This window comes from Chryseobacterium sp. 7 (assembly GCF_003663845.1).
Taxonomy (GTDB): Bacteria; Bacteroidota; Bacteroidia; order Flavobacteriales; family Weeksellaceae; genus Chryseobacterium.
Genome location: NZ_RCCA01000001.1, coordinates 1,906,278 through 1,926,695 on the forward strand (window position 1 = coordinate 1,906,278; position 20,418 = coordinate 1,926,695).

Sequence of the window (20,418 nt, forward strand, 5' to 3'; positions counted from 1 at the left end):
TAGCCAAAACTTAATACACATGAAAATCAAATTCAGGAATATAATCAGTATCTGTGTAGGAGGAATATTCTTTCTTTCGGCTCTCAATTGCGCTTCAAATAAACCAGATGCCGGCAGAACACTGATTTGGAGTGATGAGTTTAATGGCAAAGGACTTCCGGATTCATTAAAATGGAATTATGATACAGGAGGAGACGGTTTTGGAAATGATGAAGCTCAGTTTTATACCAAAAACAGGCTTGAGAATGCCAGAATGGAAAATGGAAATCTCATCATTGAAGCCAGAAAAGAAAATTGGGATAAGAATAAATACACTTCTGCAAGACTTTTAACCAAAGGGAAATTCTCTTTTCAGTATGGAACAATTGAAGTGAGAGCAAAACTTCCCAAAGGCCGTGGAACGTGGCCTGCCATCTGGATGATGAGCGAAAATATGAAAAAATGGCCGGATGATGGAGAATTGGATATTATGGAACATGTTGGGTTTAATCAGGGATTTATCCATGCTTCTGTTCATACCAAAAAATACAATCATATTCAGGGAACGCAGAAAACGGATACTCTTTTTGTGAAGGATGCCAGCGAAAAATTTCATGTTTATAAAGCAGACTGGACACCGGAAAAGATAGATGTTTATATAGATAATCAAAAGTTCTTTACCTACGAGAATAAAGAGAAAACCAAGGAAGCATGGCCTTTTGATCAGCCTTACTTTATTCTTTTAAATCTTGCAGTAGGGGGATTTTGGGGAGGAAAAGAAGGTATTGATGATACTGTTTTTCCACAGAAGTATTATATAGATTACGTAAGAGTCTATCAGAATAAATAATGAAAATGGGGACGATAGGTCCAAAAACAAAAAAATCATGAGAAAACTAATTGTAAGTTGTTTTTTAGTAGGCGTTGTCATGAATGTCAATGCTCAGAATTATTGGAAAAAAAATGCAGGAAAAACAGCTAAAGTAGTCCTTACCAACTCGAAAGCGAATGAGAAGATGGTGGATAAAGGAGCCGTTACATTTGCACAGTTCGGGCAGCCTAAAGAAACAGATGCCTGTATTTTTGTTGCTCCGAATTTTAAATATCAGAAAGTGATAGGGATAGGAGGTGCCATTACAGATGCCTCAGCAGAAACCTTTTATAAAATGCCAAAAAATAAGCAGAAAGAAATTTTGGACGCTTATTTCGGAAAAAACGGATTGGGATATACCGTAGTTCGTACCAATATGAACTCCTGTGATTTTTCCAGCGATTCTTATACGTATGTACAGGATAATGATACGTCTTTAAAGACCTTCAATATTGCTCATGATGAGAAATATAAAATTCCTATGATTAAAGAAGCTCAGAAAGCGATAGGAAATGATTTTACCTTTTATTTCTCTCCATGGAGCCCGCCGGCATGGATGAAGTCAAATCAAAGCTTATACAAAGGCGGAAGATTGGAAAATCAGTATTACCAGACGTGGGCAGACTATTATATCAAATTCATTAAAGAATACGAAAAAAGAGGAATCAATATCTGGGGATTAACCGTTCAGAATGAGCCGATGGCTACCCAAAGCTGGGAATCATGCATCTATACTGCTGAAGAAGAAGGAGAATTCCTGAAAAAGAATCTTGGTCCAACCCTTTGGAAAAACGGATATAAAGATAAAAAAGTTATGATCTGGGATCATAACAGGGACCTTATTTATCAAAGAGCAACCACCACTTTAAGCGATCCTGAAACTGCAAAATATGCCAGTGGTATCGGCTATCACTGGTATGAAACATGGAATAACAAAACTCAGCTTTTTGATAATTTAGCAGAAACTCACAGAGCATTTCCGGATAAATTCCTGGCTTTTACAGAAGGATGTAAAGAACAGTTTAACATGGATAAAATCTATGATGTAAGCCTGGGAGAGCTTTACAGCAAAAATATGCTGAACGATTTCAACAAAGGAAATGCACTATGGACAGACTGGAATATTCTTCTGGATGAAACCGGAGGACCTAATCATAAAGGAAACTTCTGTTTTGCCCCAATTATTGCAGATACCAAAACTGGAGAAGTGTTCTACACGTATGAATACTATTATATAGGCCACGTGTCAAAATACATTAAGCCAAATGCACAGAGAATCGGAAGTTCTTCGAACAGAGCAGCTCTTACATCTTCTGCATTTATAAATGAAAACGGACAGCTGGTAACGGTTATTATGAACGATTCAGATAATGATATCGAAACCAATCTATGGATTGAAGGAATGGCTGCCAAACTGAATGCTCCGGCACACTCTATACAGACCGTAATTTTATAATATCATATTAATATTATTTTTGACAGAATCGGCGGCCTCGAAGAGGCCGCCGATTCGCATTTAAAATATCTTTAGAAACAGGTAAAAGTTATTGCACCGAAAACTTCCCGGAAATCATCCCGTTACTGTTTTGAGCATTATAGAAATAAATCCCGGTTCTCATTCCTGAAGTTGAGATGATTGTTGTACCCGCTTTCGCCTGTTGGGATTTTATTATTAATCCTTCTGCGTTAACGATCGTCAATTCATAGTTATTTCCGTTTTCTGGAAGGCTGATGGTAAGGTTTTCACCTTGTTTTACAGGATTAGGATAAGCAGTAGAAGACATTTCCTGTTTTGCAGACATCGTTGATGTTGTAACCTGTTCAAGTATCCATTGATGATTTAACCCAGCGGTACCGTTTATATCCTGATCCCAGATGTTGATATTGGTACCTGAAGTTTGTGAATTGCCAGGATTATCAATGGCTTTCATATTGGATAGTGCAGTTCCTATAACAAAGTTGCCTGAGGTATAAGGTCTTAATACCCATTGCTGATTATTACCACCATGTTTTGAATACTGTATCAATGTAGTACCATTAGTTGTATTGGATCCTGGAACATCAATGGCTAAGCCTGAAGCACGGTTGATAATGATATAATTATTTCCGGTTTTTTCCAGTTTCCATTGTTGGGCAAGGTTGCTGTTAAAATGATATTGAACCATTTTAGTATTAGATGTGGTACTGTAATTAGCAGGGCTGATGTATTGACTGCTTCCCACACATTTTATCCGGTAATAAGCATTCGGATCAATAGTTGGTGCCGTTACAATACTGCTGATCGTTAAATTATTATACCCGAAATTAGAAGTTTGTTTAAAAATATCTTCCAAAACTACACTCACATAATATTTCCCCGGCTGGGAATTCGAAGGAAGCGGTACCTGAGCATTTCTCTGGTCAGGACGAATACCCGTAACCACGGCTACCGGAGTGTAAGAATTTGCCCAGCTGGCTTCCGTATATAACGAAACTTTATAGGAAAACTGAGGACTTGTGGTTTCTGAGTTGGCCCAATTTACATTCACTGAATTATTAGAGGTATTATAAGATGGAGTAACGGTTGTTACAGTAATAGGAGTAGTGGTGGCAGGTTTTGTACCATCCTGAGTAATTCCGTTAAAAGTTATCGAACTGCCGGCAGGCGCCGGAGCCGTTCCACATGAAGTTACCTTAATTGCTGTGTTGTTGAAAGCTGTTTCCGCTCCCCACGATCCAGTTCCCGCCGAAGCAGTATATCGTGAAGGTTTAGACCAGTTTCCTTGTGCATTCATGCTCCAGAAGTTTCTGAAATATCCACAACGGGTTGCTTTACTTGCTGCTGAATTCCAGTTTTCTACAAAACCTCCCAATTTGGTTCCTGTGAATTTGGCATCGTTTTCTGGAGTTACAATCGTGACATAATGTTTCCATTTTCCAGTACCGTAATCAAACATAAAAAATCCTATTCTGGTTTTTCCGTCACCAGTTGACCACCTTCTTACAACAGTGGCATACCAGACTCCTGGTGTCCATGGCATAGGATTATCTGTGTGAAGACCTGTTCCTTCTCCTCCGAAACCATCTACAAAAGTATTGGGAGCAGTATATTCTGTAGTACACTGTGGTACATTGGTATCCTGCAGATCCCACATTGAAAAAATGTTGTTATAGATTTCATTCTGCTTATACTGAATTCCTGCATATCCGCCTCGCGGACCTAAAGAAAAATTCAGTGTAGAGTAGTAGGTATTAACCTTTTTACAGGTATTATCTGCCATTACTTCAGAATACCAGAGTTCACCGGAGTTGGCCATATCAAAACCTTCAAGATACGGACCCCAGCTTGGACAGGTCTGGGCATTTAATGCATTGAATAACGAGCTTACAGCAATACATAACATTGCTGTACAGGATTTAATTTTTTTCATATACAATTTATTTGGTAGTTGATAAGTTATGAATATTTAATTTATTCTTAAAAATAATAATTAATTATATTTTTTTATTTTTAAATAATAAATGTTTTATGTTGTTTTTTTAATTAATTTTAATTATGTTTTTTAACAAAAATAAATCCCATGAAAACAACATCAAATGAAGAATTTTATGCCGGCTTGCAGCAACTTCCCAAGCCTCGCTATCCTTTCCCGCATTTTTTTCATCCTGATATGCAGGAACAGAGAGAAGAATATTATCATTGGATTGATAAAGAATATGCTTTTCACAGTAAAGAGGCTCGCGAAAAACATAAATTGCATAATCTTACAGATATCGCAGCAAGAGGCTGCCCTTTCCTTAAGAGTCTTGCTGAACTCCGGCCATTAGCCAATTATACAGCCAACGGAGCAATGATGGATGATTATTTTGACCGTTGTTCCAGAGATGAAATGTATCAGATCATGCATCGGATCATTGATCTGCTATCAGGAGCTAACCCTGAAGAACCTTCTGAAAATGGTGTTTTTCATTTATTTTGGGTATTGAGACAGGATGCCATTCAATGTGGTATTCCCGAAAACATATATAAAAGATTTGTAAAATCAATACAGGATGTACTGATAGGCTATTCGGAAGAAAAAACCTATTACCGGGCAAATATTGTCCCGCCATTACCGGTATATCTGCTTATTAGAGAAGCAACAAGTGGTGTACAGCCGTACTGTGATTATGCAGTGCTACAGAAAGAATACCGCCAGCTGCCGGATGAAATTTTTGAGCACCCTCATATCCGGCGTATCTACACTTTATGTTCTTTAATAATTGGTATACACAATGATATTATCTCTTTACCCAAAGAAATTCATCGTGACGGTGACACAATGAATCTTGTAAAAGTTTTGCAGAAAGAAAATGGATCATCATTATCTGAAGCTTATATGAAAGCTCTGGAAATTCATGATCAATATTTAAAAGAATTTTTAGTGCTGCAAGACCATCTTCCTCCTTTTGGAAACTGGCAGAGTGAAGTATACAGTTATGTGCAGGATCTGGGGATTATGATCGCCGGGGTATATGCCTGGCATACTCATGATACATCCAGATATGTGAATGGAGGCTATGTGGAAGGGGAGTTTTAAAGACAGAAATAATTTCCAGTTTAAAATAGGGAAACAGAAAAACCCATGAAATAAAATTCATGGGTTTTAGGTATGTTAAACGAAACTTTAATTCGCTATTTTTTAGATGAATAGTTATTATTCAGCATCATATTTACTGATTACTCTCTGAGTAACTCCTGAGCTGCTGAAACCTCCATCATGGAAAAGGTTCTGCATGGTTACTTTTTTAGTAAGATCAGAGAATAGCGTTACACAGTAGTCTGCACACTCAAGAGCGGTAGCATTCCCTAGTGGAGACATATCTTCTGCATACCCAAGGAATCCTCCGAAACCTTTTACACCACTACCCGCAGTAGTCATAGTAGGAGACTGAGAAACCGTGTTTACACGTACTTTTCTTTCACCCCAATAGTTTCCGAAAGTTCTTGCGATACTTTCCAGATACGCTTTATTGTCAGACATATCATTATAATCCGGGAATGTTCTCTGCGCAGCAATATAAGTAAGTGCCAAAATGCTTCCCCACTCATTCATACAGTCTTTTTCCCAAGCTACACGCATTACTTTATGGAAAGAAACAGCGGAAATATCCCAGCCCTTTTCTAACCAGTCGTAGTTCATTTCTGTATAATGTTTTCCTTTTCTTACGTTGATAGACATCCCGATAGAGTGAAGGATAAAGTCGATTTTTCCAAATTTTGCAACAGCGGCATCAAAAAGTTTTTCAAGATCTTCTATAGAAGTAGCATCAGCACCTATTACTTCAGAACCTGTTTTTTCTGCTAAACCATTAAGTTCTCCCATTCTCAAAGCAATAGGAGCATTAGATAAAATGAATTCAGCACCTTCCTCATGGCATCTTTCAGCAACTTTCCATGCGATAGATTGTTCATTAAGGGCTCCAAAAATAATTCCCTTTTTGCCTTTAAGTAAACCGTATGACATAATTTTTTAATGTTTATTATACTACAAATGTAACAATAATTGTGCTTATGGCATAATAAAAAATGGAGCCTTATCAATTTAAGACTCCATTTTATTGAAAATATTTATATGACTGAAATACTAATTGGTTTTCTTATTCCATTCTGCCTTTACATCTTCAGCCGCATCTTTGGTTTTTTCCCATGCCTCATCTGCTTTATCTTTAATATCCTCCCAGGCATCAGATACATTAGCTTTTACCCTGTCTAACCAGTCTTCCTGGCTGGCCTCCTGATCATTATTCCTTTTCTCATTGATATAATCTTTGGCCTTGTCTGCCAATTCATTGATTTTCCATTTGGTTTTGTCTGTTGCATTCTGTAAAGAATTTCCTACATTGTTTACTGCATTTTCCGCTTTGTTATACTCTGAATTGTTCATAATACTATAAATTTTAGTTTGGTAGTAGTAATTAAACAATAACCATTCCTAAAATCAGGATGGGTTGTTAAACTTTTCATAATATTTTGTTATCTTTTTCCAAATCGGTAGTATCTTTAATAGACAAAATTTGATAAGTATGGAAAAAATTCGTTGTGGATGACTGTAGTAATAGTTTCTCCGGCAGGAGATTTTATAGGAAATTCCTCATTCTCCATTTCAAATCCAAGGTTGACTTCTGCTTCCAGTATTACAATTAATCTCACTAATATTTCAGGAAATGCCAATAGTTTGTACTCCGGACATTTTTATGTGATGATTAATGAATTTTAAATAATAGGTTTTTTATTATAGTTGATATGGCGTGAAGGACTTCTGGACTGGGAGTCCTTTTTTATTTCCATATTATAAGTATATATTTAATTAAAATTTCTTCTGTATAAAATGCTTCACACTTGTAAATAGGCTATTTTTGTACTATTAAAAATGAATATCTCTTTCAAAATATGAAGAAAATAGGAATTATAGGGTATGGCTGGCTGGGGGAGAGAATAGCTTCTTCCTTCTCAGGGAAATATATCATATCTGCAACGACTACCACGGAAAGCAAAGTAGATCAGCTTCATCATAAAGGAATCAATGTTGTAACAGCTTCTTTCCCAGATTATCAACTGACAGAACTTTATTCCCCGTGGTCTGAGATTAAAGATTTTGATGTTTTGATTATTACCATTCCTGTCTCTGAAAAGAGCTGTTGTGTAAGTTCTTTATACAACAGGATTCAAAATTTATCAGCTTTTATCGGAGATTTTAAGGGGCAAATGTTTCTTATGAGCTCTACAGGGGTTTATCCTGATCTGCCTCAGGAATTTACAGAAGAAGATATCCCGTTGGAAAAAGTATCGGGTGAAAGAATGCTGAGAAATAAATATCCTCAGCTTAATATTCTAAGACTTGGCGGTCTCATGGGAGACAACAGGCTTCTGAAAAACTATAATGTGAGTAATCTGGATCACGCTGTCAACCATATTCATTACGCTGATATCAGTGGTATTATCTTAGAAATGATTGAAAGAAAAACTGAATCAAAATTATATAATGTAACCGCGCCGGTTCATCCAGCAAAGAGCCAGGTGATTAATGCACAGAAAAATATAGCAGATAATAAAGAATTTGAAGTGAAGGGTAAGAAAGTATTATCTTCAAAGCTGGTTTCAGAGCTGAAATATGTATTTCAGTATCCGGATCCCAGGATATTTCACTTGTAATAAAAAAACCTCCGGAAACTATTCCGGAGGTTTTTATCTGTATGTAAAAAAATAATTACTTAATAATTCTTTCCAATACCCATTCAATAAGGTTTTTCTCAGAGGCATGGTGGTCTGCAGAGAATTCTCCACGTCTTCTGTTGGCGATAACGTTATTCACGGTAATGGCTTTGTGTCCTAATAATTTTGAAAGGGCATAGATTGCAGAAGTTTCCATTTCAAAATTGGTAATTCCAAGATCATTCAAGGTTTCTAAGAATTGGTCATCTACTGCTTTCAAACGAAGCTGTCTTCCCTGTGGAGCATAGAATCCCGGGAATGTTGCTGTATTTCCGTGGTATTTAGCATCTTTATAATAATCACCCATTTCTGCTGCCCAGTCTGAGAAATAAAGCATCGGTTTGATTTTTTCGTAAGGGAATTTTTCTAAGAAGCTTTTAGAAAACTCATTTTCGAAGTTGTAGTCCTGATAGAAATGCATCAATCCATCTAAACCTACAACGTTCTGGGTAACCAACATGTTGTCTACCTGTACATCCGGGTTTACGCTTCCACAAGTTCCCATACGGAATAGTTCAAGAGCTTTGTGCTCAGTTTTGAATTCTTTGTTTTGAAGATCAATATTCACCAAAGCATCCAATTCGTTCATGACGATGTCAATGTTTTCAGTTCCGATACCCGTAGACATTACAGTGATTCTTTCTCCACGAAGGGTTCCTGTATGCGTATAGAATTCTCTTTTATTTTTTTTGATCTCTACCGTGTCAAAGTATTTTGAAACTTTAGCTACTCTGTCTGGGTCACCTACAAGGATGATTTTGTCAGCAATATCTTCAGGGAGAAGATTCAAGTGGTATACACTTCCGTCTTCATTCAGAACAAGTTCTGAGGCAGCAAGTTTGTTTAGCATAATATGTATATTTTTGTTTTTTTAGTTAATCATAATAGCTTCTTTATAAGGAGATGCCATAACCTCGTAGATGTCATTATATTCTTCTACAATTCTCTTCTGTCCATTCATTACCTCATATACCGTAATGACGGTTTTTTCAATGTTTTTAGGATCTTTCCTCTGTGAAGTAATTTCGTAGAAATGATCATCTTTTTTAAGAATAGAAATCAGTTCTTCCTTCGTAGAATTGTTGGAAGTCATCATTCCGGGGAATTCTACCACAATATCCTTCAGATCCGTATAGTTTTTATAAGGTTTGGTAACCCCGTTGGAATATACATAAACATTGGGAATATTTTTATCCTTTTCCAGGCGGACCAAATAATAATCAGAACCTCTTTTCTCGGCATATACAGCCATTTCCTGCTGCTTTCCTGCTGGTTTTTCCGGTTGCTTCTTTTTCTGCGAAAATGCCGTCACAGAAAGGAAACTTGCCGCAACAGCAAACCATAGTTTTGTTTTCATAATTTTATTTTAGTTTTTTTGATGTGTTGAATTTAATTTAAAAAAATCCTCTCCCAATAATCTCCCGCCATTATTTTTCCGGTATTTCGAAGAACCGTCTTAATTTAGAATAATGAATTTGATTTCGGGGTTTAAAATTAGTGAAAAATATTGTACCGGAAATATAAACATTATTTAATCTGCTATTAAAACTGGGATAACATCAGATGAATACTTTTGCCGCTAAAAATTCATGAGATCTTATCCACTGCTTGTAATTGTCCTTCTGATAGGATTTGCAGTAATGTCTTTTAATCCTGTTTATAAAGGAAAAGAAAGCGAAAATACATTTGTCAATAAAGGATTGTCCGACTTTAAAAATAAGCTTGAACAGCTGAAATCAGATGTTGATAAGTTCTCAGAAGACCGTATTTCCCTGGCAGAATTACAAAAATCTCTGAGCAGTACAAGAAATTCATTCAAAGAAATAGAATTTTATATTGCCTATCATTATCCCGAATTCACCAAAACACACCTCAATGCAGCACCTTTGTTTCATATAGAGGCTGCAGGTACCTCTTCATATACACTTCCTCCCGAAGGGTTGCAGGTGCTGGATGAGCTTATATTCTCAGACGAAGCAGAAAATGAGAAAGAAAAGATCAAAACGATTACCACCTTTTTATACAATAGCTATTCCGGGTTTTATTTAAGTGCTTTAAAAAATGGATTGAGCAAAGGAAACAACAAAACACTGCCTTTACGTATAGAATTAATCCGGATCTACTCCCTTGGTGTTTCTGGTTTTGATACCCCAGGTTCACTGAATATTTCTGAGGAAACAAGCCATGCTCTTGCGGGAATGCAGAAATACATCAATGATGATCTTTATTTTAAAAATTATAACACGCAAAAAGCTGACAAGATTTTGACAGAAGCCATCAGCTATCTTTCAAAAAATACAGATTTTGAAACTTTTGACAGGATTGAGTTTTATAAAAAATATATACAGCCTTTGTATGAAGAATTAGGGAATTGGGATGGAAGACCGGATGATCTTAAAGAATTTTCAGGATGGAATGTTGGTAACAAAAACTTTTTCGACAGCGATTTTCTGGATCCCTATTTTTATACTTTATTAAAATCTTCAGAAGATAATCCGGATCTCAGAAATCTTGGAAAATCTATTTTCTATGATCAGAACTTAAGTGGTAACGGAAAAATGAGCTGTGCCACATGCCATCTTCAGGAAAATGCTTTTACAGATCTTAAATCTAAATCACAAAGTAATGTGGAAGGAAAAACAGTGCTGAGAAATTCTCCGTCTTTATATAATGCTGTTTTCGCCAAGAGGTTTTTCTATGATCTTCGTGCTTTCTACCTTGAACAGCAGGCAGAACACGTTATTTATAATGAACAGGAATTCAATACAAGCTACGAAAGCATTATCCAGAAATTAAAAACAAAGCCTGAATATAAAAAGGCGTTCCGAAATGCATTTAAGGACGGTAAAATCAACAAAGAAAATTTTTCAAAAGCATTAAGTTCTTACGTAGCTTCACTATACTCATTTGACAGCGATTTCGACCGTTTTATGAGGAATGAAAAAAATGTTTCCGATGATGTGAAAAAAGGCTTCAACCTGTTTATGGGAAAAGCCAATTGTGCTACCTGTCATTTTGCTCCTCATTTTTCCGGATTGGTACCGCCGTTTTTTAATGAAAATGAATCCGAAGTTTTGGGAATAACTACAAGACCCATCAAACAGCTTCCTGTAGAGCTTGATCAGGATTTGGGAAGAGGAAACAGTCCGGTGAAGAAGGAGAAATCATGGATCTATGATTACTCTTTCAAAACAGTAACGGTGAGAAATATTGCGCTTACAAAACCCTATTTCCACAATGGAGCCTTCAATACATTAGAAGAAGTTCTGGATTTTTATAACGAAGGTGGAGGAGAAGGATTGGGATTGAAAATGAAAAATCAAACTTTAGCTCCTGATAAGCTAAACCTTACCGAAACAGAAAAAAAACAGATTATTGCCTTTCTGAATGCTCTTACAGATGTGAGTAAAGCGAAGTAGGCGAGTTGCGGAGTGTGGGGTGTTGGGTTTGAGTGCGTGAGAGTTTTAGAGTGAGAGGGTAGAAATTCTGGTTGCGAGTTTCGAGTTATTGCGTGATTCAAGTTATCTATCTCCCATATCTTACCCCGCAACTTGTACAGCGCAACTTCAACACACCAAGTCTAAAACCCTCCCACACTCAAACCCCACACCCCGCATCCCACATCATTTAACACAAAATTAATTTCCTTAACATTAGGTTTTTGATAAGTTAATATTCGATGATTTAGATTTAAAATCCTATTAACAGAGAAAAAGCTCTAATGAAATAGTTTTGCAAGGTCTAATAAATCAAATAAAAATGAAGAAAAAACTACTAACAGTGGGAGCTTTGGCTATATTGGCCAGTTCCGGTATTCAGGCGCAGACTCTGATATTCGATAAGAACGCGTCATGGAGCTACAAAGATAACAATCAGGCTCAACCAACAGGCTGGAATGCCAAAACTTATGATATTTCAGCATGGGCGGTAGGAAATGGGCCTCTGGGATATGGAGATCCTGTAACAACAACCATCAATTCCGGATTAACGACAGCTTATTTTGCTAAAGATTTCACTATAGACCTTTCAACACTTTCCGATACTATGGAACTTGGAGTAATGAGGGATGACGGTATCATTGTATACCTTAACGGAGAGGAAGTGGTAAGAGATAATATGCCTGCGGGTACTGTTACTTTCAATACTTTTTCTAGCACAACCATTGATGGAGCGGCAGAGAATGTTTATAATATTTTTTCTATTCCGAAATCTAAATTTACAAACGGTGTCAATAGATTTTCTATTGAATTGCATAACAGAAGTACTACCAGCTCAGATTTAAGAATTGATGCTTATCTGAAAACAACCACTAATACAACGATACCTGTAACCTGTAACGGAACACACATCAGCTGTTTTACTTCTATTGTGCCTACAGCACAGACTAATAAACTGATTATCCCTGCTGAGCATAAATACCAGCTTATCCTAAAAGAAGGAGACAGCTATACAGAAGGCGGAGGATTTGTTGGAGGGCAGAATGACTTTACAGGATATGTTGCAAAAACGGGAAGCAGTACCAACGGATATCTTTCTGTAAACCATGAAACCAATCCCGGAGGTGTTACCATGGCGGAAATCAATTATAATGCGACTTCCAAGCTTTGGCAGCTGACAAAATCCAGAGCGGTAAATTTCTCGGATCCAAGTTTAGTGCAAACCATCAGAAACTGTTCAGGAGGAGTTACTCCTTGGGGAACTATAGTGACAGCAGAAGAATCTGTTACCTCTAATGATGTGAATGCCGACGGATACAAAGACTACGGCTGGCTGGTAGAAATTGATCCTGCAACGGCACAGGTTATTTCCAAGAATACTGACGGTTCTAAAGGTAAGCTATGGCAGATGGGAATCATGAACCATGAAAATGTAGTAGTAAATAATGCCGGAACTACAGCGTATTATGGAGAAGATGGTGGTACACACATGGTGTACAAGTATGTATTGGATACTCCAAATGACCTTTCTTCAGGAAATCTTTACGTTCTGAAATTAGATCAGGGATTAACTGCTTCAGGAGATCCGGTAGGAACTACAGCAACATGGGTTCAGGTTCCGAACAAGACAAAAGCAGACCAGAATAATACCAATACAAATGCGCAATCAGTAGGAGGAACAAAATTCAACGGTGTAGAAGACGTTGACATCAGCCCGTTAGATGGGAAGATCTATTTTACAGCTAAAGGTTTAGATAGGGTATACCGTCTTCAGGATAACGGAACTACCGCTTCTCAGGTAGAAACATTTGTAGGGGGAGCTTCTTCTGTATATTCTTTCAATACCGCTCAGGGAGTAAAATCTGAAGCTTGGGGAGACGGAAATGACAACCTTACTTTCGATGAGCTTGGAAACCTTTGGGTACTTCAGGATGGAGGTAAAAACTATATCTGGGTAATTGCTCCTGATCATACTCAGGCTAATCCGAAAGTAAGATTATTTGCTTCTATGCCGTCTGGTGCAGAACCTACAGGGTTGACATTCACCCCTGATCATAAATTTGGTTTCTTCTCTATTCAGCATCCGGATTCAACTATTTCTACAGATGTTGATGCAACAGGAAATACCATTGATTATAAAGGAAAATCCGCAACGATCGTAATTGCCCTTAAAAATAACTTAGGAATTGAAGGTTCTTTAGGAACTATCGAAAATAATACTGCCGAAAATACAGTAACGGTAGCACCTAACCCAACTTCAGGAATCGTAAAAATCAATTCACCAAAAGGATTGAAAGATATTTCTGTAACAGCTTACAGTATGGACGGGAAAATTGTTTACACGAAGAAATTCAACGGAACCAACAAAGTATTGGACCTTGATTTTACACAACAGTTAGAAGGATCACGAGTTTTAGTTTTAAATATTGAAGCTGAAGGTGGCTTCCAGAAAACCGTTAAACTTTTAAAGAAATAAATTATTTATAATTCTTGTCTGTCGGTGGTTTCGGCTGCCGGCAGATCTTTTATTTTATGAAAAAGCTGTTCTTATTCATTTCCATTCTTTCAATCTCTCATATCAAAGCTCAGATTGATCCGGTGAAATATCCCACTTTTACTAATATTGAAGAAGCCTTAAACAGTAAAAAAGCCGTCTACAGTATGAGTTTCAGAGAGAAAGGGCTATTTAATATTCCTCCTCAGATCGTGAAACTGGATTCACTGTTCTTTTTGAATATCATGGCCAATAAGTTGGAGAAAATGGATCAGGAACTCTTTGAATTAAAACAACTGGAAATTTTAAACGTTAATGAAAACAGCATTAAATATATTCCTGATGAGGTAAGTAATCTTAAGAAACTGACCACTTTTTCAATGAATCTGAATAGTCTTACAAGCATTAATCCTAATCTTGCAAAGCTTCAGAGCCTGAAAGTAGTCCATTTTGATGCCAATAACCTGAATACTTTTCCTGAAGCCCTCATGGAAATTCCGTCACTGGAAGAAATTAATCTTCAGGGAAACCAGATCAGCTTTATTGCAGACAAACTAGATCGCATCAAAAACCTGAAATTTCTGAACCTTTCAGATAATCAGATCAACGACCTTGGAAACTTGTCTTTTCCTGAAAATTTAAAATATCTGGAATTACAGCAGAATGCCATCACAAAACTTCCCGAAAACCTTTTCAAATCAAAAAATCTTGAGTTTTTGAATGTAAGTGGAAATAATATCACAGAAATATCACCCAAAGTAAAAGGGTTGAAAAATATCGTCAGCATGAATCTGGCCAACAATAATCTGAAAGATATTCCTGTAGAAATCAAACAGCTGAAAAACCTCAAAACATTGATTCTTACAGGAAATCCTATAGAAAAATCTACCATTGAAAATTTAAAAACCTTACTGCCGGAAACCCAGATCTATTTCTAGAGCTATCCGCCAACCCGTTTGGTTTTATATCCCATTTCTTTAAGGATATTCATTATTTTATCACGGTTATCCCCCTGAATGATAATCGTTCCATCCTTCTCAGAACCGCCTATACCCAGGGTGGTTTTTATTTTCTTTGAGATTTTTTTAAGATCCTCTTCACTGCCTTCCCAACCTTCAACTATTGTTACAGGCTTACCGTTTCTTCCTTTTTTCTCAAATTTGCATACCAAAGGCTCTTTCTGCTTGAATTGCTCTTCAGGCATCTCAAAATCCTGCTCGTCATGATCAGGAAAAAGATTCTTCAATTGATCTCGTAAATCCATAAAGCAAAATTAAAAAGTTTTACGGATTAATGAACGGAAATAGAGGCGAAATTTTCATTTTCCGGCATTTTAAGATTTTAAATCTTGACCCGGTTGAACCAATAATCCATAAAATTCGAGTCTTCAAATTCTTCTATTCATAGGAAATTAGGTAAATTTGTCTAACAAAAGTTTTACAAAATGTCGAAAAAAGCAATACTGGCCATTCTTGACGGATGGGGATTGGGAACAAACCCTGACGTTTCTGCAATAGATAAAGCAAATACACCATTCATAGACAGCTGCTACCAAAACTTTCCACATACTACGCTTGAAGCGAGTGGATTAGCGGTAGGTTTACCAGCCGGACAGATGGGGAATTCTGAAGTAGGTCACATGAATCTGGGAGCCGGAAGAGTAGTTTACCAAAATCTGGTAAAACTGAATATGGCCGTTGAAAACGGAACATTGGGACAGGAAAAAGTAATTCAGGAGGCTTTTGAATATGCCAAAAAAGAAAATAAAAAAGTACACTTCATCGGATTGGTTTCCAATGGAGGAGTACATTCACATATTAATCACCTAAAAGGATTATTAACAGCTGCAAAGGAATTCGGATTGAATGAGAACGTTTTTGTTCATGCATTTACCGATGGCAGAGACTGTGATCCACATTCAGGATTAGGGTTTATTGATGAGCTTCAGAAACATATGAATGCTACTACAGGAAAACTGGCAACAGTAGTAGGAAGATATTATGCAATGGACAGAGATAAAAGATGGGAACGTGTAAAACTGGCTTATGATGCCCTTGTAGAAGGAGTAGGAGAGCCATCAACAGATGCTTTAGCTTCTATTAAAGCTTCTTATGATAACAACGTTACCGATGAATTCCTGAAACCAATCATTCTCATGAATACTACCGCTACAGGAAATATAGTACCAGTGGCAAAAATCATTGATAATGACGTGGTGATCTGTTTCAACTTCCGTACAGACAGAGGCAGAGAGATTACAGAAGTGCTTTCTCAGAAGGATTTCCCGGAATATGATATGAAAAAACTAAACCTTTATTATATCACATTAACGAACTATGATAAAACATTCCAGAATATACAGGTAGTTTTTGATGAAAATGTACTGACGGAAACCATGGGTGAAATTCTTGAAAAAAATGGGAAATCCCAGATCAGAATTGCAGAAACAGAGAAATATCCACATGTTACTTTCTTTTTCTCAGGAGGAAGAGAAGAAGAATTTAATGGGGAAAGAAGACTGTTGTGTCCAAGTCCGAAAGACGTTCCTACCTACGATCTGAAGCCGGAAATGTCAGCCTATGATATTACCAATGCCATCGTACCGGAACTGGAGCAGGGAACAGCAGATTTTGTCTGCTTAAATTTTGCCAATACAGACATGGTAGGGCATACAGGAGTTTTTGAAGCTGCTGTAAAAGCTGCTGAGGTAGTAGATCAGTGCATCGAAAAAGTAGCAACCGCTGCCTATGAAAACGGATATGCAGTGTTTATTCTTGCTGACCATGGAAATTCTGATGTAATGATGAATCCGGACGGAACACCTAATACACAGCATTCTACGAATCTTGTTCCATTTATCGTAATGGATAAAGACCACACATGGAATTTAAAACCAGGAAAACTGGGAGATGTAGCTCCTACCATTCTTAAAGTAATGGGTGTTGAAATACCAGATGCAATGACAGGAGACGTTTTAGTTAATTAAAATCCAATAATATTGTCTAAAAAATGCCGTTATACCTTTGTAGCGGCATTTTTTTATGACTTATGTCAGATAATATATGACTTGCATACTTTATTATGCGCCAAATAATAAATAAATCTTATCTTTGTAAATTAAAACTGAATAGTAAAATGTATCAAAAGCTTGTAAGGAAAGAAGTAATGGGATTATTGGAAAAGGAAGTAGGTTCTTTTCTTGATAAATTTTTAACGCCAATTGAAAAAATCTGGCAGCCTTCCGATTATTTACCAGATCCTTCAAGTGATGAATTCAAACATGACTTAGAAGAAATTCAGACTTTTGCCCGTGAAATGCCTTACGATCTTTTTGTAACCCTTATTGGGGACTGTATCACGGAAGAGGCACTTCCTTCTTATGAATCTTGGTTAATGGGAGTTGACGGAATCAATCAGGAAGAAAAAGTAGGCTGGGCGAATTGGGTAAGAGCATGGACTGCTGAAGAAAACAGACACGGAGATTTATTAAACAAATATCTTTATCTGTGTGGAAGAGTAAACATGAGAGAAGTGGAAATCACCACTCAATATCTTATCAATGACGGTTTCGATTTGGGGACGAGTATGGATCCGTACAGAAACTTCATTTATACAAGCTTTCAGGAAACAGCTACCAATATCTCCCACAGAAGAGTAGGTACATTGGCTAAACAGTCCGGAAACGGGAAATTAGCAAAAATGTGTGGGGTAATTGCTGCAGACGAAGCAAGACACGCCAAAGCATACAAACATTTCGTAGCGAAAATTCTTGAAGTAGATGCTTCAGAAATGATTCTGGCATTTGAGGATATGATGCGTAAGAAAATTGTAATGCCTGCCCACTTAATGAGACAGTCCGGACAAAAAGCAGGAGAGCTTTGGGGACATTTCTCAGATGCTGCACAAAGATGTATGGTATACACAGGTCATGACTATATCAATATTATGAAAGACCTTTTAGATGAATGGAAAATTGAGCACGTAAAAGGACTTACAGAAAAAGCAGAAAAAGCTCAGGAATACCTGATGAAGCTTCCTGCAAGGCTTCAGAAGATCACAGATAGAGTGGCTACTCCGGATCTTCAGTTCCAGTTCAGCTGGGTAAAAAGTTAATAAGTATCTAGAATATTCTTTAAAATATAAAAGTATTGAGTGCCTTTCTTTGGCACTCTTTTTTATTTCTTATCTTTGCAAAGCTAAAAAAAGAACAAAATGTTAAATAATAAAAAGATTGCTGTTGACTTTGACGGAACTATTGTGGATGACGCTTACCCGGCAATTGGTAAACCGAAAACTTTTGCTTTCGAAACATTGAAAAGACTTCAGGCTGAAGGTTTCAGACTTATTCTTTGGACATACAGACACGGAAGAGCTTTAGATGAAGCAGTAGAATTCTGCCAGAAAAACGGGATAGAATTTTATGCCGTGAACTCAAGTTTTGAAGGAGAAGTTTTTGATTCTGAAACTCAATCCAGAAAATTAGATGCAGATTGGTTTATTGATGACAGAAATTTAGGAGGATTCCCGGGATGGGGTGAGATCTACAACATTATTCAGGAAAGAATAGAATTCCGTGTAGAAGGAAAAGAAGTTCTTGCCTATTCAAAACTTAAAAAAGAAAAGAAAAAAGGACTTTTCTGGTAAGATATAGAAATGAGAAGCCAGATATTAGAATTTAGTTTTTTAATATCAAATCAAAGCTTCTGTTTTTTATCAGAAAGAGTTTATAGATTGTTATAATATAGAAATACACATCATGCTGTAATCTAGTTTCTAACATCTAATATCTAACATCTATATACAATGATTCAATTAAAAACGATAGACGAATTACGTCTGATGAAGGAGAGTGCCCGACTTGTTTCTAAAACATTGGGAATGTTGGCAAAAGAAATCAAACCGGGGATTACTACCTTATATTTAGATAAACTGGCTCATGATTTTATCAAAGATCATGGTGCTGAACCTGCATTCTTAGGATACGGAGGGTTTCCAAATTCTCTTTGTATCTCTCCGAATGAGCAGGTAGTTCATGGTTTTCCTAACAATGACATAGTGAAAGAAGGAGATGTTCTTTCTGTTGACTGTGGAGTTATCCTGAACGGTTTTGTAGGAGACCATGCCTACACTTTTGAAATTGGAGAAGTGAAACCTGAGGTTAAAAAATTACTGCAGGTTACCAAAGAATCTTTATACAAAGGAATTGAACAGGTTGTAAGAGGAAAGAGAATAGGAGATATCTCCCATGCTATCCAGACACATTGTGAAAAAGAAGGATATGGAGTGGTAAGAGAACTGGTAGGACACGGATTGGGTAGAAAAATGCACGAAGATCCACAGGTTCCTAACTATGGAAGACAGGGAAGCGGAAAAGTAATCAAAGACGGTTTAGCAATCGCTATCGAACCTATGGTTAACATGGGAACTGAAAAAGTGAAGTTCCATAATGACGGCTGGACAGTAACTACTTTAGACAATATGCCATCTGCTCACTTCGAACATGATGTAGCAATGATCAATGGTAAACCGGTATTGCTTTCAACATTTGATTATGTATATGAAGCGTTAGGGATTGTAAGTGATGAAGAAAAGCAGTTCCAACTGGATTTTTAATGAAAACGGTAACAAAGCTTTTACTGAATAAAATTCCACGTCCAATGCTTATTAAAATAAGCATCTGGGCAAGACCGCTTATTTATCAGTTTTTCAAAGGAGATCAGTTCTTTGACCCTATTGATGGAAGATCTTACAGGAAATTCCTTCCTTACGGATACGGAAAACAAAGAGAAAATGCGCTGTCTCCGGGAACATTAAGTCTGGAGAGACACCGCCAGATGTGGCTGTACCTTCAGAACGAAACTGATTTCTTTATTAAAAATTATAAAGTTCTGCATATTGCTCCCGAACAGGAATTTCTAAGAAAATTCAAGAGAATGAGCAATCTGAATTATATTTCAGCAGACCTCTATTCTCCCATTGTGGATGTGAAAGCAGATATCCTGGCTTTACCTTTCGAAAATGATAGTTTTGATATTATCTTTTGCAACCATGTTCTGGAACATATTGAAGACGATGCGAAAGCAATGAGCGAATTGTACAGGGTAATGAAGCCAGGCGGATGGGGAATCCTTCAGGTTCCGATGAAAAATTCACTGGAGAAAACCTATGAAGATTTTACCATTAAAGATCCAAAAGAACGCCAGAAACACTTCGGACAGTATGATCATGTTCGCTGGTACGGAATGGATTATTTCGACCGCTTAAGAAAAGCAGGCTTCGAAATAGAACCCAACTTCTATTCCCAGAAATTCTCCGAAGAAGAAATAAAAAAATACGGATTAAGACAGAATGAGATCTTACCTGTAGTTTATAAAAAATAAAATAAAACCCGTTTCAACTGTTG

The 20,418-nt window shown here is 36.9% G+C and carries 19 protein-coding genes; 13 read left to right on the forward strand and 6 right to left on the reverse strand.

The window, feature by feature from the left end; translation table 11 throughout:
• Nucleotides 1–19 precede the first annotated feature (19 nt).
• Together CLU97_RS08720 and CLU97_RS08725 are read left to right on the forward strand one after the other, a co-directional pair.
• Entirely contained in the window at nt 20–829 is an 810-nt protein-coding gene (locus tag CLU97_RS08720) for a family 16 glycosylhydrolase (RefSeq protein WP_121487579.1), read from the forward strand.
• A 37-nt stretch (nt 830–866) separates the two neighbouring features.
• Complete coding sequence (locus tag CLU97_RS08725) at nt 867–2,306, forward strand: glycoside hydrolase family 30 protein (protein ID WP_121487580.1); 1,440 nt, start codon at nt 867–869, stop codon at nt 2,304–2,306.
• Between the two features lie 88 nt (nt 2,307–2,394).
• Here the strand turns inward: CLU97_RS08725 and CLU97_RS08730 are convergent, their stop codons facing one another.
• Nucleotides 2,395–4,260: a DUF3472 domain-containing protein gene (locus tag CLU97_RS08730; RefSeq protein WP_121487581.1), complete on the reverse strand. Its 1,866-nt coding sequence runs from the start codon at nt 4,258–4,260 to the stop codon at nt 2,395–2,397.
• Nucleotides 4,261–4,410: 150 nt separating this feature from the next.
• Here CLU97_RS08730 and CLU97_RS08735 point away from each other — a divergent pair, with 150 nt between their 5' ends.
• A complete protein-coding gene (locus tag CLU97_RS08735; protein ID WP_121487582.1) occupies nt 4,411–5,409 on the forward strand; it encodes a terpene synthase family protein in 999 nt (332 codons plus the stop codon).
• Nucleotides 5,410–5,526: 117 nt separating this feature from the next.
• Here the strand turns inward: CLU97_RS08735 and CLU97_RS08740 are convergent, their stop codons facing one another.
• Both CLU97_RS08740 and CLU97_RS08745 read right to left on the reverse strand, forming a co-directional pair.
• A complete protein-coding gene (locus CLU97_RS08740; RefSeq protein WP_062670284.1) occupies nt 5,527–6,336 on the reverse strand; it encodes an enoyl-ACP reductase in 810 nt (269 codons plus the stop codon).
• A 120-nt stretch (nt 6,337–6,456) separates the two neighbouring features.
• Nucleotides 6,457–6,756, reverse strand: a complete 300-nt coding sequence (locus CLU97_RS08745; protein WP_121487583.1) for a hypothetical protein — start codon at nt 6,754–6,756, stop codon at nt 6,457–6,459.
• A 159-nt stretch (nt 6,757–6,915) separates the two neighbouring features.
• On the opposite strand from CLU97_RS08745, the gene CLU97_RS23655 reads away from it, so the two are divergent.
• Together CLU97_RS23655 and CLU97_RS08750 are read left to right on the forward strand one after the other, a co-directional pair.
• Nucleotides 6,916–7,089: a hypothetical protein gene (locus CLU97_RS23655; protein WP_183084542.1), complete on the forward strand. Its 174-nt coding sequence runs from the start codon at nt 6,916–6,918 to the stop codon at nt 7,087–7,089.
• A 173-nt stretch (nt 7,090–7,262) separates the two neighbouring features.
• Complete coding sequence (locus CLU97_RS08750; protein WP_121487584.1) at nt 7,263–8,024, forward strand: hypothetical protein; 762 nt, start codon at nt 7,263–7,265, stop codon at nt 8,022–8,024.
• Between the two features lie 55 nt (nt 8,025–8,079).
• On the opposite strand, the gene CLU97_RS08755 is transcribed toward CLU97_RS08750, so the two are convergent.
• Nucleotides 8,080–8,934 (reverse strand): nucleoside phosphorylase, encoded by an 855-nt coding sequence (locus tag CLU97_RS08755; RefSeq protein WP_121487585.1) that lies wholly within the window; start codon nt 8,932–8,934, stop codon nt 8,080–8,082.
• Nucleotides 8,935–8,955: 21 nt separating this feature from the next.
• On the reverse strand, nt 8,956–9,441 hold the full coding sequence (locus CLU97_RS08760) for a hypothetical protein (RefSeq protein ID WP_121487586.1): 486 nt from the start codon (nt 9,439–9,441) through the stop codon (nt 8,956–8,958).
• 232 nt (nt 9,442–9,673) lie between these two features.
• Here CLU97_RS08760 and CLU97_RS08765 point away from each other — a divergent pair, with 232 nt between their 5' ends.
• The 3 genes from CLU97_RS08765 to CLU97_RS08775 all read left to right on the forward strand — a co-directional run bounded on the left by CLU97_RS08765 (nt 9,674) and on the right by CLU97_RS08775 (nt 14,953).
• Nucleotides 9,674–11,503: a cytochrome-c peroxidase gene (locus CLU97_RS08765; RefSeq protein WP_121487587.1), complete on the forward strand. Its 1,830-nt coding sequence runs from the start codon at nt 9,674–9,676 to the stop codon at nt 11,501–11,503.
• A gap of 340 nt (nt 11,504–11,843) precedes the next feature.
• Entirely contained in the window at nt 11,844–13,997 is a 2,154-nt protein-coding gene (locus CLU97_RS08770) for an alkaline phosphatase PhoX (RefSeq protein ID WP_121487588.1), read from the forward strand.
• 56 nt (nt 13,998–14,053) lie between these two features.
• A complete protein-coding gene (locus CLU97_RS08775; protein WP_121487589.1) occupies nt 14,054–14,953 on the forward strand; it encodes a leucine-rich repeat domain-containing protein in 900 nt (299 codons plus the stop codon).
• Nucleotides 14,954–14,955: 2 nt separating this feature from the next.
• Here CLU97_RS08775 and CLU97_RS08780 read toward each other — a convergent pair whose 3' ends face one another.
• Nucleotides 14,956–15,279 carry a translation initiation factor gene (locus tag CLU97_RS08780; protein WP_115929733.1) on the reverse strand — a complete coding sequence of 108 codons (324 nt, stop codon included), beginning with the start codon at nt 15,277–15,279 and terminating at the stop codon, nt 14,956–14,958.
• Between the two features lie 180 nt (nt 15,280–15,459).
• Between CLU97_RS08780 and gpmI the strand changes: the two genes are divergently transcribed.
• From gpmI to CLU97_RS08805, 5 genes are all read left to right on the forward strand, one after another.
• Nucleotides 15,460–17,001 (forward strand): 2,3-bisphosphoglycerate-independent phosphoglycerate mutase, encoded by a 1,542-nt coding sequence (gene gpmI / locus CLU97_RS08785; RefSeq protein WP_121487590.1) that lies wholly within the window; start codon nt 15,460–15,462, stop codon nt 16,999–17,001.
• Between the two features lie 149 nt (nt 17,002–17,150).
• On the forward strand, nt 17,151–18,128 hold the full coding sequence (locus CLU97_RS08790; protein ID WP_121487591.1) for an acyl-ACP desaturase: 978 nt from the start codon (nt 17,151–17,153) through the stop codon (nt 18,126–18,128).
• 99 nt (nt 18,129–18,227) lie between these two features.
• Nucleotides 18,228–18,659, forward strand: a complete 432-nt coding sequence (locus tag CLU97_RS08795; protein ID WP_121487592.1) for a BT0820 family HAD-type phosphatase — start codon at nt 18,228–18,230, stop codon at nt 18,657–18,659.
• Nucleotides 18,660–18,818: 159 nt separating this feature from the next.
• Nucleotides 18,819–19,628 (forward strand): type I methionyl aminopeptidase, encoded by an 810-nt coding sequence (gene map, locus CLU97_RS08800; RefSeq protein WP_121487593.1) that lies wholly within the window; start codon nt 18,819–18,821, stop codon nt 19,626–19,628.
• On the forward strand, nt 19,628–20,395 hold the full coding sequence (locus CLU97_RS08805; protein WP_121487594.1) for a class I SAM-dependent methyltransferase: 768 nt from the start codon (nt 19,628–19,630) through the stop codon (nt 20,393–20,395). Before map ends, CLU97_RS08805 begins: the two co-directional genes overlap by 1 nt.
• Nucleotides 20,396–20,418: the final 23 nt, after the last annotated feature.

What these genes read in the sequence shown, in the direction of transcription:
- CLU97_RS08720 (WP_121487579.1), top strand. Translation starts at nt 20, where the DNA reads ATGAAAATCAAATTCAGGAATATAATCAGTATCTGTGTAGGAGGAATA.
- CLU97_RS08725 (WP_121487580.1), top strand. Translation starts at nt 867, where the DNA reads ATGAGAAAACTAATTGTAAGTTGTTTTTTAGTAGGCGTTGTCATGAAT.
- CLU97_RS08730 (WP_121487581.1), bottom strand. Translation starts at nt 4,260, where the DNA reads ATGAAAAAAATTAAATCCTGTACAGCAATGTTATGTATTGCTGTAAGC.
- CLU97_RS08735 (WP_121487582.1), top strand. Translation starts at nt 4,411, where the DNA reads ATGAAAACAACATCAAATGAAGAATTTTATGCCGGCTTGCAGCAACTT.
- CLU97_RS08740 (WP_062670284.1), bottom strand. Translation starts at nt 6,336, where the DNA reads ATGTCATACGGTTTACTTAAAGGCAAAAAGGGAATTATTTTTGGAGCC.
- CLU97_RS08745 (WP_121487583.1), bottom strand. Translation starts at nt 6,756, where the DNA reads ATGAACAATTCAGAGTATAACAAAGCGGAAAATGCAGTAAACAATGTA.
- CLU97_RS23655 (WP_183084542.1), top strand. Translation starts at nt 6,916, where the DNA reads ATGACTGTAGTAATAGTTTCTCCGGCAGGAGATTTTATAGGAAATTCC.
- CLU97_RS08750 (WP_121487584.1), top strand. Translation starts at nt 7,263, where the DNA reads ATGAAGAAAATAGGAATTATAGGGTATGGCTGGCTGGGGGAGAGAATA.
- CLU97_RS08755 (WP_121487585.1), bottom strand. Translation starts at nt 8,934, where the DNA reads ATGCTAAACAAACTTGCTGCCTCAGAACTTGTTCTGAATGAAGACGGA.
- CLU97_RS08760 (WP_121487586.1), bottom strand. Translation starts at nt 9,441, where the DNA reads ATGAAAACAAAACTATGGTTTGCTGTTGCGGCAAGTTTCCTTTCTGTG.
- CLU97_RS08765 (WP_121487587.1), top strand. Translation starts at nt 9,674, where the DNA reads ATGAGATCTTATCCACTGCTTGTAATTGTCCTTCTGATAGGATTTGCA.
- CLU97_RS08770 (WP_121487588.1), top strand. Translation starts at nt 11,844, where the DNA reads ATGAAGAAAAAACTACTAACAGTGGGAGCTTTGGCTATATTGGCCAGT.
- CLU97_RS08775 (WP_121487589.1), top strand. Translation starts at nt 14,054, where the DNA reads ATGAAAAAGCTGTTCTTATTCATTTCCATTCTTTCAATCTCTCATATC.
- CLU97_RS08780 (WP_115929733.1), bottom strand. Translation starts at nt 15,279, where the DNA reads ATGGATTTACGAGATCAATTGAAGAATCTTTTTCCTGATCATGACGAG.
- gpmI (WP_121487590.1), top strand. Translation starts at nt 15,460, where the DNA reads ATGTCGAAAAAAGCAATACTGGCCATTCTTGACGGATGGGGATTGGGA.
- CLU97_RS08790 (WP_121487591.1), top strand. Translation starts at nt 17,151, where the DNA reads ATGTATCAAAAGCTTGTAAGGAAAGAAGTAATGGGATTATTGGAAAAG.
- CLU97_RS08795 (WP_121487592.1), top strand. Translation starts at nt 18,228, where the DNA reads ATGTTAAATAATAAAAAGATTGCTGTTGACTTTGACGGAACTATTGTG.
- map (WP_121487593.1), top strand. Translation starts at nt 18,819, where the DNA reads ATGATTCAATTAAAAACGATAGACGAATTACGTCTGATGAAGGAGAGT.
- CLU97_RS08805 (WP_121487594.1), top strand. Translation starts at nt 19,628, where the DNA reads ATGAAAACGGTAACAAAGCTTTTACTGAATAAAATTCCACGTCCAATG.